General features: G+C 52.3%; 15 protein-coding genes. 6 read left to right on the top strand and 9 right to left on the bottom strand.

What is annotated here, in order from left to right:
- Positions 1–83: 83 nt before the first annotated feature.
- Complete coding sequence (locus KUO20_RS12535) at positions 84–1,394, top strand: esterase-like activity of phytase family protein (RefSeq protein ID WP_235040189.1); 1,311 nt, start codon at positions 84–86, stop codon at positions 1,392–1,394.
- A gap of 78 nt (positions 1,395–1,472) precedes the next feature.
- On the opposite strand, the gene KUO20_RS12540 is transcribed toward KUO20_RS12535, so the two are convergent.
- Complete coding sequence (locus KUO20_RS12540; RefSeq protein WP_235040190.1) at positions 1,473–2,336, bottom strand: MurR/RpiR family transcriptional regulator; 864 nt, start codon at positions 2,334–2,336, stop codon at positions 1,473–1,475.
- 25 nt (positions 2,337–2,361) lie between these two features.
- Positions 2,362–3,297: an allantoinase PuuE gene (gene puuE / locus KUO20_RS12545; RefSeq protein ID WP_235040191.1), complete on the bottom strand. Its 936-nt coding sequence runs from the start codon at positions 3,295–3,297 to the stop codon at positions 2,362–2,364.
- A gap of 324 nt (positions 3,298–3,621) precedes the next feature.
- Between puuE and KUO20_RS12550 the strand changes: the two genes are divergently transcribed.
- The 3 genes from KUO20_RS12550 (at position 3,622) to KUO20_RS12560 (ending at position 7,437) form a co-directional block, all read left to right on the top strand.
- Complete coding sequence (locus KUO20_RS12550; RefSeq protein ID WP_235040192.1) at positions 3,622–4,377, top strand: aspartate/glutamate racemase family protein; 756 nt, start codon at positions 3,622–3,624, stop codon at positions 4,375–4,377.
- Positions 4,378–4,568: 191 nt separating this feature from the next.
- Positions 4,569–5,939, top strand: a complete 1,371-nt coding sequence (locus KUO20_RS12555; RefSeq protein ID WP_235040193.1) for an NCS1 family transporter — start codon at positions 4,569–4,571, stop codon at positions 5,937–5,939.
- A gap of 28 nt (positions 5,940–5,967) precedes the next feature.
- Complete coding sequence (locus KUO20_RS12560; protein WP_235040194.1) at positions 5,968–7,437, top strand: NCS1 family nucleobase:cation symporter-1; 1,470 nt, start codon at positions 5,968–5,970, stop codon at positions 7,435–7,437.
- Between the two features lie 193 nt (positions 7,438–7,630).
- Here KUO20_RS12560 and KUO20_RS12565 read toward each other — a convergent pair whose 3' ends face one another.
- The 4 genes from KUO20_RS12565 to uraH form a co-directional block, all read right to left on the bottom strand.
- Positions 7,631–7,918 (bottom strand): type II toxin-antitoxin system RelE/ParE family toxin, encoded by a 288-nt coding sequence (locus KUO20_RS12565; RefSeq protein WP_235040195.1) that lies wholly within the window; start codon positions 7,916–7,918, stop codon positions 7,631–7,633.
- Positions 7,911–8,132, bottom strand: a complete 222-nt coding sequence (locus KUO20_RS12570; protein WP_235040196.1) for a ParD-like family protein — start codon at positions 8,130–8,132, stop codon at positions 7,911–7,913. The genes KUO20_RS12565 and KUO20_RS12570 overlap by 8 nt, the downstream gene beginning before the upstream one ends.
- Before the next feature lie 106 nt (positions 8,133–8,238).
- Entirely contained in the window at positions 8,239–8,967 is a 729-nt protein-coding gene (locus KUO20_RS12575) for a GntR family transcriptional regulator (RefSeq protein WP_235040197.1), read from the bottom strand.
- 93 nt (positions 8,968–9,060) lie between these two features.
- Complete coding sequence (gene uraH / locus KUO20_RS12580; RefSeq protein WP_235040198.1) at positions 9,061–9,414, bottom strand: hydroxyisourate hydrolase; 354 nt, start codon at positions 9,412–9,414, stop codon at positions 9,061–9,063.
- 160 nt (positions 9,415–9,574) lie between these two features.
- Here uraH and uraD point away from each other — a divergent pair, with 160 nt between their 5' ends.
- Positions 9,575–10,114, top strand: a complete 540-nt coding sequence (uraD, locus tag KUO20_RS12585; protein ID WP_235040199.1) for a 2-oxo-4-hydroxy-4-carboxy-5-ureidoimidazoline decarboxylase — start codon at positions 9,575–9,577, stop codon at positions 10,112–10,114.
- A 69-nt stretch (positions 10,115–10,183) separates the two neighbouring features.
- On the opposite strand, the gene KUO20_RS12590 is transcribed toward uraD, so the two are convergent.
- The 3 genes from KUO20_RS12590 to KUO20_RS12600 form a co-directional block, all read right to left on the bottom strand.
- Complete coding sequence (locus tag KUO20_RS12590) at positions 10,184–10,555, bottom strand: phasin family protein (protein WP_235040200.1); 372 nt, start codon at positions 10,553–10,555, stop codon at positions 10,184–10,186.
- Positions 10,556–10,735: 180 nt separating this feature from the next.
- Positions 10,736–11,425, bottom strand: coding sequence for a glutathione S-transferase N-terminal domain-containing protein (locus KUO20_RS12595; RefSeq protein WP_235040201.1), 690 nt, complete (start codon positions 11,423–11,425; stop codon positions 10,736–10,738).
- A 94-nt stretch (positions 11,426–11,519) separates the two neighbouring features.
- On the bottom strand, positions 11,520–12,212 hold the full coding sequence (locus KUO20_RS12600) for a glutathione S-transferase family protein (RefSeq protein WP_235040202.1): 693 nt from the start codon (positions 12,210–12,212) through the stop codon (positions 11,520–11,522).
- A gap of 367 nt (positions 12,213–12,579) precedes the next feature.
- On the opposite strand from KUO20_RS12600, the gene KUO20_RS12605 reads away from it, so the two are divergent.
- Positions 12,580–14,271: an L-lactate permease gene (locus tag KUO20_RS12605; RefSeq protein ID WP_235040203.1), complete on the top strand. Its 1,692-nt coding sequence runs from the start codon at positions 12,580–12,582 to the stop codon at positions 14,269–14,271.
- Positions 14,272–14,335 lie beyond the last annotated feature (64 nt).

Raw genomic sequence — 14,335 nt, forward strand, 5'->3', positions numbered from 1 at the left:
CAACTATCACCGTTGTTGAAGAAGATAGATGTAGCTGAGCCTGCTCTGCTACATCTTATCTCCTTTGCAAAGGTTAAATAGTGATGATGAAACCAATACTCGCCACGGCCTTATTGGTCTTTGTATTTACGGATTCAGCTTATTCTCAGCAGGCATTTCCCGCCGTCCTATCCAGTCATGCTCAGCTGCCCGGAAGCACCTTTGTGGCGGCCCCATCCGGTGCCGCTGAACACTACAACACCTCAGGCCGCTTTACTGGCAAAGAGCGACGCATTGAGCAGCTATATTCTAACGTGCAAGACACAGGTTTAGCGCTCCCTTTCCCCAGCCAGCCGCTGCAAGGATTTTCAGGTATCCGCTCGCTTGGCGACGACCGTTTTTTAGTCTTAACCGATAATGGCTTTGGCGCTAAGGCGAACTCTTCCGACATCATCTTGATGTTTAACATCATAAAGCCCGACTGGGACACCGGACGCGTCAGTATTGAGGAGACCGTTCAACTCTCGGACCCAAACCGTAAGGTACCCTTCCCTATTATGAATGAAGCCACCCCCGGACGATTTTTGACCGGTGCTGATTTCGACATTGAATCGATCCAGCCGGTGGGCGATACCTACTGGATTGGTGATGAATTCGGCCCATGGATTATCCAGGTCAATAATGAGGGTGAAGTGTTGCAGGTAATAGCCACAAACCCAGGCGGCACGATGATGCGCTCGCCCGATAATGCCTTTGCCCTACCCCCAAACCCGGGCGCACCGACTTCAGAGGATGTCGTCGTTTTTCGCTCCGGCGGCTATGAGGGTATGGCGCTCTCCGAAGACCACACAACTCTCTATCCATTGTTGGAAAAGCCTGTGTGGGACAGTAATGCTAATGCCCCGGAAACCATTGACGGCACCCCCGTATTAAGAATGTTTGAACTCAGCACTGACACGGGAAAATGGGGCGACACTACTCGCTATTACCCACTCGCGTCAGCGGATCATGCCATTGGCGACTTCAATCTTATTGGCGGCACTCGCGGCCTGATTATCGAGCGTGATAGCCGCCAAGGAGACCCTCGAGAAGAATGGGCAGACGAACCCGCCGAGTTTAAACGTATCTACCTTGTCGACCTCAATCGCACGAACGCTCAGGGTGTGCTTGAGAAAATCGCCTATATAGACCTCATGGACATTCAAGACCCCAATGGCATCGCACCGCGCGGCACGATCGACGGCACGTTTAATTTTCCCTTTGTGACCATTGAGAATGTGGATAGAGTCGATGAAAGAACTATTGTGGTCGCCAACGACAATAACTATCCGTTCTCAATTGGCCGCGAGCAAGGACAGGCTGATGATAATGAGATGATACTGCTTGATGTAGAAAACTTTCTGAACGCTGAATAACAAGAATAAGCGTGAGGTTAGGATGCTAGCTGACATCTTCGCCTCACGCTGAAACGTCAACGATCCCTAGCGTATGGGCTAATCGATACTCATGATCGGTGTTTCAAGTTCACTAAGCTCCGTATAAATATCGCTAATCGCGCCAATCCGGCCCCTGCCTTCCGGCAAACGTTGGTGTAAAACGCCGTTAACCAGCAAGCAAATCAGACTATTAGCCACAGCGTAGCTATCAAACGCCGAGAGGCTTTCCAGCGGCGTCTCAAAGAACCAAGTGACTTGAGAGGCAAAATTAACCGCGGTGGGGTCAGCGATTAACGCGATGTTGGCCGGCGAGCGCTCAAGCGCATCCACCAGCGCGGCAAACGCTGCGGGGCGGCGGCGAAATCCAAACAGCACCACAACATCCTGCGCGTTTAGATCAACAATTTCTTCAGCCAGCGACTGATTAGGATGGGGAACCACACGCACCTGGGTGCGCGCCTGAATCAACTGCTGGCGAAAATGTAGCGCTAATGGGTAGCTGTTACGAAAGCCGATCACGACCACATGCCGCGCGCTATCCAAGCGCTCTACCAGCGCGGCAAACTGATCCGGCGCTATCCCGTTTAAGCACCGCTGTAAGTTATCTTGCTCCCGCTGCAAATGACGCAGGAACGGCGCGCCGGCTTCGTCTTGCATGGCATTTTCGTCGATCACTAGCGGCACGCCTAGGTTACGCAGCTGGCGAGCATGGTCTTTAACGGTGCGATAGCTCTCAAATCCCAGCCGCTTGAATAGGCGGCTGACTGTCGATTTAGACACACCGGTTAAGCGCGCCAAATCAGCCGCGCTATACACCGCCAGATCGTCAAAGTGGTCGAGAATAAAGCTCGCAACACGCTGCTCCTGGGCACTTAGCTCGTCAAACTGAGCGGTAATACGTTGTCCGATATGCGGCGTCATAACATCCTAATAAACTAGTTTACTGTCACGTTGACGCGGGATGATGCTCGGCCCAATGGCGGGCGATATCAACTCGCCGTGCAACCCAAACGCGATCATGGCTTTCGATATAATCTAAAAAGCGCTGCAACGCCCGAAAACGCCCCGGCCGCCCAAGTAAACGACAATGCATTCCGATGGAAAGCATTTTTGGCGCCTCTTCACCCTCTGCGTAAAGCACATCGAAGGCATCGCGTAGATAAGTAAAGAAATGCTCAGCAGTATTAAAGCCTTGCGGAGCGGCAAAGCGCATGTCGTTAGTATCGAGCGTGTAAGGCACGATGAGATGATTATGCTCACTGCCCTGGCTATCGGTGACGCGAGTCCAAAAGGGTAAATCATCGCCGTAATAGTCGCTATCGTAAAGGAAGCCGCCCTCGTCCAGCACTAGTCGACGCGTATTCGGGCTATCGCGACCGGTGTACCAGCCTTGGGGCTTTTCACCATAAAGGCGCTGAAAAATCTCCATCGCCTGCTGAAGATGCGCCCGCTCAACGTGCTCCGAGACTTCTTGATAATGAATCCAGCGATAGCCATGACAGGCTATTTCGTGGCCTAAATCTTTAAACGCCTGAGCAACGTCAGGATTACGCTCCAGCGCCATCGCCACGCCAAATACCGTGAGCGGTAAATCGCGCTTTTCAAATTCACGCAAAATGCGCCAAACCCCGGCCCGCGAACCGTATTCGTAAATCGACTCCATACTCAGGTGACGATCAGGGTAGGCCGGCGCACCGATAATTTCAGATAAAAACTGCTCTGAGCCTGTATCACCATGCAGTACGGAATTTTCGCCGCCCTCTTCGTAGTTGAGCACAAACTGGACAGCAATCTTTGCCTTTCCAGGCCAGTTAGCGTGGGGCGGATTTCGCCCGTAACCGATTAAGTCACGAGCGTAGAGGTTAGACGACGATGACGGCATGCATAGCTCCTTGATTCCAATTCTTGGCCTATCGCTGGGTAAAGCATAGCCGAGATAGCGAACGCTTAAATAACCCACAAACTGTTTGTATACAAAATAGCGGCATTAACGATCAACCGCAACGCGCCCACAAATGAGTAAGCGGGGAGCCATGCGTTTTTTTCACGCAAATAATGACTCTAACAGCCGCATTCTTAGCCACTAGCCGCTGCCGATGATTGCCTTTTTTATGGCCAGCTCAATTTAGTTACTTGCGCTACGCTGAAAATCGCCCTATTTTTGTATACAAGAAAAGAAATATTGTTTACATGCGGATTACTTATCATGCATATACGAATTATCAATCCCAACACCACGGCCTCCATGACCGCTGCTATTTATCATGCAGCGCTGCACCAGGCAGGCGTCGGCACTCAGGTTAGCGCCTCGCAGCCGGACGCGGGGCCGGTTTCTATTGAAAGCCACTTTGACGAGGTTATTAGCGCGGTCGGCGTGGCGGAAGAGGTTCTCAAAGGCGAGCGCGAAGGCGGTATTGATGCCTACGTAGTGGCCTGTTTTGGCGACCCAGGTTTACTCGCTGCGCGCGAGCTTACCCGTGCCCCAGTCATTGGTATTGCCGAAGCGGCCTTTCATCTTGCCACGCTGATCAGCACTCGCTTTTCGATTGTCACCACGCTGGGGCGTACCGGCATTATCGCCGAGCACTTGCTTCAGCAGTATGGTTTCAGCCATCACTGCCGTCGCATTCGCGCCGCTGAAATTCCGGTGTTGGACCTTGAGCATCATCCTGAGGCTGCATTTGCCCGCATCGTCGAAGAGTGCTGCCGTGCGCGGGATGAAGATAATATCGGCGCCATCGTTTTAGGCTGCGGCGGTATGGCTAATTTGACCCAACAGATTAGTCTCGAAGTAGGTCTGCCGGTGATTGAAGGCGTCAGTGCAGCGCTGAAACTGGCAGAATCACTGGTTAGCTTAGGGCTGTACACCAGTAAGCATGGCGACCTTGCCTACCCACGACCCAAAGCATTCACGGGTAAGTTTGCGGCGCTTTCTGATCTTTCACTGCCGCTTAACTCATAATCTTCCGATAAGACGAACAGCGCCTTAACTGATAGACAACACTAACTAACAACGCTCGCAACACTGCTAATAATAATTAATATTATATAAAATAAGCAACACGTCCATTAGCACGCCACGCCGCAAGCGTTGCTTGGGTATGAAGATACTCGAGCTACCAATAAAACCGATAATCTTGCGAGGACGACATCATGAGCGCTTCAACTTCGGCTCTTGCGTCAAACAATCAATCTACTGCAAACGACGCAGTGGGAACAAAAAGCATAGGGGCTGAAAGCCTGGCCCCTCAAGACACCCGAATAATGGGGCGCGGCTCCTACTTTCTGGCGTGGTTCGGCGGCTGCGTTTCCATTGGCACCTTTGCCATGGGTTCAAGCGTGGTCGGCACCTTAAACCTGCTACAAGCTACGCTAGCCATTGCCATTGGCTGCTTTGTGATCGGCATTGCCCTGGCCATTAACGGGGCCGCAGGCTACAAGTACGGCATACCGTTCATGGTTCAAGCACGCAGTGCGTTTGGCTTTACCGGCACGCGGTTACCTGGGTTAGTGCGCGCGGTGCCTGCGGTAGTGTGGTACGGCTTTCAAAGCTGGATTGGCGCAGGGGCACTGAATATGGTGTCGGCTACGCTGTTCGGCTTCGACAACCTTATCTTCTACTTCATTACCTTTCAGTTTTTGCAAATCGGCCTATCGGTTATGGGGTTCCAGGGCATCAAATGGCTAGAAAACATCGGCAGCGTTTTTATCCTAGCCTCACTGATGTACATGTTCTACGCCACGGTGCAGCGCTATGGCGATGAGCTTTCAGCCAGCCTGCTAACCATGGAAGGTTCCTGGGGCATGCCCTTCTGGGGTGCAACGATGCTGTTTTTAGGCATCTACAGCACCATGATGCTCAACGTCAGCGACTACTCTCGTGAGCATAAAAAAGGCACGGCCCAGAGTCTGCTGACCACCATCTACGCCATGTCCATTTTGCCCTGCACGCTGTTCATGGGCTTGATCGGCTATATGGTTTCACAAGCCACCGGCACTGCCGACCCTATCCAGGTATTTGCTAACGCCGTCGACAACACGCCGCTGTTGATGACCACCCTACTCTTCATCGCCTTCGCGCAGGTCACGACTAACGTACTCAATAACGTAGTGCCGCCCACCTACGTATTGATGGATGTGTTTAAGATCAAGTTTCCCGTCGCCACGGTGATCGTTGGGCTGCTGGCGTTTGCCACGTTCCCCTGGAAACTGGTCCAGCCCGGCTCTGCTGCGGGCCTGCAGATGTTTGTGCAGACCTATTCGGCATTTCTCGGCCCCATCTTTGCCATCTTAGTGGTCGATTACTACATCATTCGCCGCCGTACTTTGGATATCAGCAAGCTGTACGACCCGGAAGGGCCTTACAAAGGCGTTAACGCGGCGGCACTGATTGCCACGGCGATTGGCATTGTGGCGGCACTCTCTTTCTCGGCGATTTCATGGTACGCCAGCCTTATCCCTGCAGGCGTTAGCTATTACCTGCTGATGAAGTACTGGGCACCTTGCCAGCGCTTTAGCCAGTAACCCCCTTCGCCAACCTTGGGCCAATACAATGAAAGAGAGCAATGACGTGAGTGATTTAGACATTAAGCACATCGACCCGACGCTGTATAACGAGGATCTTGCGCCACTTAAACCCCAAGATCGTAACTGGGGCGCGTTTGAGATCTTTAACGTGTGGTCGAACGACATCCAAAGCCTGTTTGGCTATACCCTGGCCGCTTCGTTATTTTTGAGTTACGGGCTGAACGGCTGGGCGGTGATGGCCGCCATTATACTCGCGGGCGTGATCGTGATGTTTTTGGTCAACCTTACCGGCAAGCCCAGCGTTAAATACGGCATTCCGTTTCCAGTGATGGTACGCGCCAGCATGGGCGTTCGCGGCGCTAATTTGCCCGCGATACTGCGCGCGATCGTAGGCATTTTCTGGTACGGCGTGCAGACCTACTTTGCATCAACCGCCGTCACTCTGCTTATTACCGCCTTTATTGGCGCGGGCAGCGGCAGCACTTTCCTCGGCCTTTCCGCCGTGGCGTGGGTGTCGTTTGTGATTGTTTGGCTGTTCCAAATCGCGATTTTCTGGCAAGGCATTGAGCGCATCAAACACTTTCTAAACTTGGCAGGCCCGCTGGTCTATGTGGTAATGCTCGTGCTAATGGCGGTTGTTTGGTATCAGGCGGGTAGCGAACTGATCCCGGCGATTGGGACTATTTTTAGCAGTGGTAGTGAAATTAGCGGTAGTTCGACCGCCGCCTTTATGGCGATTGTAGGTACCATGGTGGCGTATTTTGCAGCGGTGGTGATCAACTTCGGTGACTTCACCCGCTTTGTGAAAACTGAGCGCCAGATGAAGCTAGGCAATCTTCTGGGCTTGCCGCTCAACGTGGCGTTTTTCTCGTTTATCGCGCTGATTATTACTGCCGGTACGCTGGTGCTATTTGGCGAGGCGCTGACCAACCCGGCAGATATCGTTGAGCGGGTTGATTCGCTGCCGCTAACGATTGTCGCTGCCCTCACCTTCTTCGCCGCTACGGTGGGCATTAACCTAGTGGCCAACTTTATTCCGCCCGCCTACGACCTAGCTAACCTGTTTCCCAGCAAAATAAGCTTTAAAACGGGCGGTCTGATCACCGCCATTATTGCTTTCTTTGTCGGCGCGCTTTGGATCTCAGTAATCAGTCAGATAGGCATACCCGGATTCGTAAATGCCCTGGGCGCTATCGTCGCACCGTTCTACGGTATCATCGTGGTCGATTACTATCTGATTAAGCGCCAACACTTGAACATGCAGGAGCTGTTCTCATCAGCGCCGGGCGGCGCCTACTATTATGTAAGCGGCTGGAATACCCGCGCCCTTATCGCCTTTGGAGCCGCCGCGATGTTCTCACTTTCTACCGTTTTAGTTCCCGCGCTATCAAGCCTTGGCGGCTACGGCTGGCTAATCGGTGCAGGCTTGGGTGGACTTTTCTACTACGGCTTGATGCGCCAGTTTAAAGCAGCGCCTGCGTTTGCTGAGCAGTAGATAAGTTAAGGCGATTAGCCTTAGTTGACGCTTAGATACTTAAAAAAGCGCCATCGGCACACAGCCGGTGGTGCTGGTGTTGATTTTATGAACCCTTCTTTCCTGAATTCAGATTTGATTATTAGCCAGCGCATGTTGGTGAACTGGTTTTACGCCGCGCTCCAAAATAGCCACAATAAAATCATGTGGCATGCTAATGCCGCTTAATATCGCGATAAAAGTTTTCGTGTGACCCCAGGGTCAACAGCTCGAGAACGAGAGCGCCATCATCAAAGCTGTATCCAAGCAACGTTAGTTGCTTGTTCATTTTAAATTTATATACCCGTAATAATGATAGATCACCCTTCTTCTGCTCCCCCAAAGCAGGCTCGTCCATCAGCTTTTTGACGGCTACGTCGAGATCTTTCTTCTGATTGGCTTGAAGCTTCTTTACTGCTTTTTTAAAGCTCGGGGACTGTAGGACACTAGCCGCTTTAACCAAAATCGTAGGGCTCCAGCTTCCCGGCCTCACGCTCTGCTTTTGCAATAATAGCTTGCTTCACAAATTCATAAGGCAAATCAGGATTGTCCTCCATCATTTCGCCGATTTTTGCCCAATGCTCGATTTGTTTAGGCGTTGTTCGATCAAGCGCCTTGGCCATAATCGTAGCTTTTTCAATTAGTTGCTGATCCAGTCGTATGCTATTAGTGGCCATTTTAATGCCCTCATAAAAACTAGACTAATTGTAGCAAGGTGCCACAAATGAGGCAATTCGCATTCAAACTGGCTTTACGTTAACGCTACAAGCCAGCGCCCTTACCTTAACCCCCAAATATCTGCTGCAAATCCGGGGCGCTGTCTTGCTTTTCCACCATGGAAAGCGAGGCTTCAATGGCTTTGAGATGACGGCTCATAAAGGCTTTTGCACGCTCGCCGTTGCCTGATTCTAAATGGCCGATCAAGTCATCGTGGTCATGGGATTCGCAGCCTAGGTGGCCTCGATGGCCGTAGACGGCGAGAATCAGCGATGAGCGCGAGCACAGGCGCTCAACAAACTCCGCCAGAGTAGCATTGCCCGATAACTGCGCTAGACGAACATGGAAATCTGCCGAAAGCCGAATCGCCACGCTTTGCTGACCGCTGCGCAGCGCTTGGCGTTCCTGGCGGGCCATGTCGCGCAGCTCGGAGGCTTCTTTTTCGCCCATGCGCCTTGCCACATCGGGCATTAATCCGCACTCGATTAACTGGCGGGCATCGAAAACGTCTTTGGCTTCATCGGCGGTGGGCCGAGTAACGCTGGCACCACGGCGTGGGGTTAGCGTTACTAGTTGCTCCAACGCCAGTCGCTGCAGGATTTTACGAATACCGGTACGGCTAATGCCAAACACGTCCGACAGCGCATCTTCACGCAGCCGGGCACCGGGCTTTAAACGTTGCTCCACAATCGCATCGCTGATAGCCCGGTAAATCACTTCGTGGCGCTCATCGCCCTCTTTGCTATTGTTATTAACGGAAGCGCGCCGCTTTATCGGCGCCTGCGCATCACTCATAGCTAGCCTCTCTGATCATTCCTTCCAAGCCGCCATGATATCGTGCTCTTCATCGCTCATGTTGGTGATAGCACCGCAGTTAACCAAGGAGTTTTAGCTCCCGCGGTAAGTTGAATAACCATAGGGCGATAGCAGCAGCGGCACATGATAGTGCTGGCTGACATCAGCAACACCAAAGCGCAGTGGAATCACGTCTAAAAAACGGGGCTCATTAGCCTCTACGCCCTGAGCCCTCAGGTAGTCACCGGCATGAAAAACCAGCTCATACTCAGCTGCAGTCAACGCATCGCCCTCTAAAAGAGGTGCATCACAACGCCCGTCACTGTTAGTGATGACGGTGCTTAGATGCTGACGGTCACTGCGGATCAAGCGAAACACCTCAATAGTAATCCCCTGCCCGGGCTGCCCTTTGGCGGTATCCAGTACGTGGGTGGTTAAACGCCCCATAGCCGCTCCTATTTTATAAGGTTATTGGCGGTACTTGATCGATATCATTGCCGTTGTACCGTTGAGCATATCGATCAAGAAGTACCGCTACCGTTCTTTATTGTATACATTAAGTCTATCGCTTTACGCTTTGAAAAACTGCATGCCTAGGAGAATTTCAGTGTCGACACACCGCCCATTAGTACTTTCACCAGCGCCTAGCCGATGCAGCCTTGAAATGCTGACGCTTCACTATGGAGACGTGTATGAGCACTCACCTTGGGTAGCAGAGGCCGCTTGGCATCATGGGCTGAGTGAAGAGCATGACGCCCCCAGCGAATTGGCAAAGCTTATGGGCCTGATGTTGCAGCAGGCCAGTAGCGAGCAGCAAATCAATGTCATCCGGGCCCATCCTGATTTGGCTGGCAAAGCCGCTATGGCAGGTGAATTAACGCAGGACTCCACCAGTGAACAGGCCGGGGCAGGCCTAAACCAATGCAGTGCTGCTGAGTTCGCGCAATTTGAATTTCTAAATGACGCCTACAAAAAGAAATTTGGCTTTCCTTTTGTGATTGCCGTGAAGGGATTAGATCGTGGCGCAATTTTAGCCGCCTTTGCAGAACGCCTGAACAACGATGCGGCAGCCGAACGGCAAACGGCGATTGAGCAGATTATGCGTATTGCCTGCCTGCGCTTAATTGATCTTGCCAGCAAGGCGTAAGCTGTCTGATGAGGGTATAAAAAAAGCGCCGAACCCATAGGCACGGCGCTTTGAGCAGGACCGGCTAACTTACTGCTTAGCCGTTTCTACCGCTTTCTTGGTGGTTTCTTCAGCCTGCTTTTTGCTATCTTCAGCAAAGCTTTGGCTAATGGACGTCACTTTTTCAGTGTCACCCTTAACGCGCTCCATAAAATCGCTGGCTGTTTTCTGCTGGCTTTCGAGCGCTTTTTTGAAGCTGTCAGTGTCTTTAACATCGAGCCAGGTCCGCGCCTGTGAAATAGCCATGTCAGAGTAGGCACGGGCAGCGTCCGCCTGCGCACTGAATAGCTGTTCATAGTAATCAAGTGCGGTCAGCGTATACGAACGCATTGGCGATACAAACACAGACTCAAGCTGCTGCGCGGCTTGATCAGTACTCGATTTATTAGCGCTACTGTTCATCGTCATATCTCCATGAGTGAGCTAGCACATCGACACGCCTTGATTAGGCAGTTCTAAGCCAGGCGTTTGCCTCTGCTGTCTATAAAACTAGCAGTGCTTTTTGTGCAGCGCAACATGATTTTATCTCATGCTGCGACTGCTCACTTACAGAGTGTTAGTAATATCGCCGATAAGGCGCGACTAACGGTTATTGAACAAGTGCTTACGCGCCAGCTCATCCATTTCAACGCCCGCCTGCGGATTTACATCTTCTATCAACGCATACGCGCGGCGCACGGCTGGACGCGCTTTAACCATATCAAACCAGCGCTCCAAATCAGGAAACTCTTCTAGCGTTTGGCGCTGTTTTTCCCAAGGAACAATCCAAGGATAGATCGCCATATCCGCAATCGAGTAGTCATCGCCACCGACGAACGTGTGGTGCGCTAGGCGCTGATCCAACACGCTATAAAGCCGATTTGTTTCAAGCACGTAGCGCTCAATAGCGTACTCAATTTTTTGCGGTGCATAGTGGCAAAAGTGATGATTTTGACCGGCCATCGGGCCTAAACCGCCCATTTGCCAGTGCAGCCACTGCAAGACGATATAGCGCTCGCGACCAGCCGAGGGCAGAAATTGCCCACTTTTCTCGGCGAGGTATTCTAGGATAGCGCCAGACTCAAACATTGATAGCGGCTGGCCGCCGTCCTGCGGGGAGTGATCAACAATAGCAGGGATGCGATTATTGGGCGCGATCGCGAGAAATTCAGGATCAAACTGATCGCCCCGCCCAATGTTGATCGGCTTCACTCGATACGCAAGCTTTGCTTCTTCGAGCATGATGGAGATTTTGTGGCCGTTTGGTGTTGTCCAGTAATACAGATCAATCATTGCCATCTCCTTAGTGAAAGCGTTGGCTCACTCACTGAGCAAATCAAGGCTTTCTTAATGCATCAGGCGGCCTTGGCTGCACCGCCTCGTTGCGTTATATGTCGCGTACGGTCAAGGCTTTACCTGCCACCCCATCGTGAACGCTAAGCATACGCTGGAACCATTCGTCGACCGGATCGCCAGTCTCTACAATCGCCTGTGTTGATACCACGTAAGCCCACATCATGCTGCCAAACAGCAGATAGTCTGAGCCGCTTGGGGAGTCACCGTCGAGAAATGCGCTTTCACGCAGTAGATCTCGCACCGGTGCCAGCACTTGCTTAAGCTGCTGTTTGCCCTGCTCTGGCTGACTGAATTCTTCTAGCGTGCAGCCGAACCGTGCTTCACGCGTTTCGCGAAAGTAAGCGCGGTCATCCGGGTGTACCGCCGCAAGCAAATCCAGACCAACAATACGAAATAGCGCGGGTGTCACACTGCGCTCAACAAAGTATTTGAACATCAGCACGCGCTGGTAGCTGACGCCTTCACCCAACACGGGCGCTTCGGGATACGCTTGATCCAAATACCGCATGATTTCGAAGCTATCGGTGACGACTTTATCGCCGTCGCAAAGCACAGGAACTTTGTCGTAATCGGCAAATTCCAGCGCCTTTTTATCGAGGAAGCGCCACGCCACGGTGGCAAATTCCAGGCCTTTATGGGCGAGCGCCATGCGTACGCGCCAGCAGTAAGGTGAGAAACGCAGCCGTTCGTCTCGACCACATAAATCATAGAATTTTAGTGCCATCAGTACTGCTCCATGGTGATTTAAACGAGTGATTATCAATCGTGCAAATGCGCTTGGCGTGGTTCAACAATGAGCTTAAGAAACTATGCGTGCAATAGGCACCGCTAAACTGTGTCTATTAGTCTAACGAGAGCGCCTTAACCCCCACTCCTTCGGTTATTAAAAAACACATTAAAAACATTAAATTAGGCACAAAAAGCCAGTGCTTCACTGGCCCTTAAACAGGTCTTTTACTGGTAAGACCAATTTTCCAATGTAGTCATCTTGTTAACCTAACCGTATCTTTCACTTACACCCGGCTGGTGAAGCATTGTCCAGACGGTTATCACGGAGCGTACCAAATCAATAACAAGGGGCAGTTCCTCTCATGAATGAAACGACACTTGCACTTCTGGCCTTCTTGCCGCTGCTGCTGGCCGGCATTCTACTCGTAGGTTTTAAAATACCCGCTAAGATAGCAATGCCTCTCGTTTTCCTAACGGCTGCCATTATTGGCTTAACCGTTTGGGATATGTCCTTTACGCGCGTCGTGGCATCGACTATTCAAGGCTTGATTCAAACCGCAGGCCTGCTGTGGATCATCTTTGGCGCTATTCTGCTGCTTAATACCCTTAAGCATTCAGGGGGCATTACCGCGATTCGCAACGGATTTTCAGGCATTAGCCCTGACCGGCGCGTGCAGGCGTTGATTGTCGCTTGGCTGTTCGGCTGCTTCATCGAAGGCGCTTCTGGCTTCGGCACGCCAGCCGCCGTTGCGGCGCCGCTGATGGTCGCTCTCGGTTTCCCGGCGCTTGCAGCGGTTGTTGTGGGCATGATGATTCAGTCAACGCCCGTGTCCTTTGGTGCGGTAGGTACGCCTATCGTGGTCGGTGTGGGCAGCGGCGTGGATCGCGCGGGCATTACCGCTCAGCTCGATTCGGTCGGCTCTAGCTGGGACGTGTTTTTTCAGCAAATCACAAGTTCGGTCGCCATTACTCACGGCATCGTGGGCATCTTAATGCCGCTGATCCTGGTACTGGTAATGGTGCGTTTCTTCGGTGCCAACCGCTCCTGGAAAGAGGGGCTTTCGATTACCCCTTTCGCTATTTTCACCGGCATCTGTTTCGTCGTGCCTTATATGCTGGTCGGCGTGCTGCTAGGGCCTGAGTTCCCTTCTATGATCGGCGCTATGGTGGGCTTAGCAATTGTTGTGCCCGCCGCCAAACGTGGCTTCCTACTGCCTAAAGATACCTGGGACTTTCCTGAATCTTCTTCTTGGCCCGATGAGTGGATTGGTAATCTACAAATCAAGCTGGAAGACGTTGCGGGCAAAGCGCCTATGTCGACCTTTAAAGGCTGGGTGCCCTACGTACTACTGGCGCTATTCTTAGTAGCTTCTCGTACGATCGAGCCTCTACGCGTCGCGCTAACGTCAATCAGCCTAGACTGGAGCAACATTCTTGGCGAAGCGGGCGTTAGCGGCGGCGTGCAGCCGCTGTATCTGCCCGGTGGCATTATTGTGGCGGTGGTGATCATTACCTACTTCCTACACCGCATGAATCCACAAAAAATTAGCGCCGCCGTCTCGGAATCCACCAAAACGATTTTTGGCGCGGGCTTCGTGCTGATCTTCACCGTGCCGATGGTGCGTATACTGATCAACTCTGGCGTTAATGGCGCAGACCTTGTGTCTATGCCGGTGATGATGGCGCAAGCGGTGGCCGACGGCGTAGGCGGTATTTACCCCTTCTTTGCACCCGCGGTCGGGGCGATGGGCGCCTTCATTGCAGGCTCTAATACCGTATCGAACCTGATGCTGGCAGAGTTCCAGTTCAGCGTCGCGCAATCCCTTGGCCTTTCGACGGCGATGATGATTGCAATGCAAGCGGTTGGTGCGGCGGCGGGTAATATGATCGCTATCCACAACGTGGTCGCAGCGTCGGCAACGGTCGGGCTATTGGGCCGTGAAGGCACGACGATCCGCAAGACGATCCTACCCACCATTTACTACCTTATTTTTACCGGCATCATCGCACTGGTTGCGTTCTACGTGATTGGCGTGACCGACCCGTTAATGTAAAAGTGGCGTGTTCGTTGTAGTAGAAACGCAAAACCCCCAGGCCTTGGCCTGGGGGTTTTGCGTT

The organism is Vreelandella profundi (assembly GCF_019722725.1).
GTDB classification, from domain to species: domain Bacteria; phylum Pseudomonadota; class Gammaproteobacteria; order Pseudomonadales; family Halomonadaceae; genus Vreelandella; species Vreelandella profundi.

Coding starts and splice junctions, on each gene's coding strand:
- KUO20_RS12535 (WP_235040189.1), top strand. CDS start 84: ATGATGAAACCAATACTCGCCACGGCCTTATTGGTCTTTGTATTTACG.
- uraH (WP_235040198.1), bottom strand. CDS start 9,414: ATGGGGCGTTTAACCACCCACGTACTGGATACCGCCAAAGGGCAGCCC.
- puuE (WP_235040191.1), bottom strand. CDS start 3,297: ATGCCGTCATCGTCGTCTAACCTCTACGCTCGTGACTTAATCGGTTAC.
- KUO20_RS12560 (WP_235040194.1), top strand. CDS start 5,968: ATGAAAGAGAGCAATGACGTGAGTGATTTAGACATTAAGCACATCGAC.
- KUO20_RS12595 (WP_235040201.1), bottom strand. CDS start 11,425: ATGATTGATCTGTATTACTGGACAACACCAAACGGCCACAAAATCTCC.
- KUO20_RS12540 (WP_235040190.1), bottom strand. CDS start 2,336: ATGACGCCGCATATCGGACAACGTATTACCGCTCAGTTTGACGAGCTA.
- KUO20_RS12550 (WP_235040192.1), top strand. CDS start 3,622: ATGCATATACGAATTATCAATCCCAACACCACGGCCTCCATGACCGCT.
- KUO20_RS12590 (WP_235040200.1), bottom strand. CDS start 10,555: ATGAACAGTAGCGCTAATAAATCGAGTACTGATCAAGCCGCGCAGCAG.
- KUO20_RS12605 (WP_235040203.1), top strand. CDS start 12,580: ATGAATGAAACGACACTTGCACTTCTGGCCTTCTTGCCGCTGCTGCTG.
- KUO20_RS12555 (WP_235040193.1), top strand. CDS start 4,569: ATGAGCGCTTCAACTTCGGCTCTTGCGTCAAACAATCAATCTACTGCA.
- KUO20_RS12570 (WP_235040196.1), bottom strand. CDS start 8,132: ATGGCCACTAATAGCATACGACTGGATCAGCAACTAATTGAAAAAGCT.
- KUO20_RS12575 (WP_235040197.1), bottom strand. CDS start 8,967: ATGAGTGATGCGCAGGCGCCGATAAAGCGGCGCGCTTCCGTTAATAAC.
- KUO20_RS12600 (WP_235040202.1), bottom strand. CDS start 12,212: ATGGCACTAAAATTCTATGATTTATGTGGTCGAGACGAACGGCTGCGT.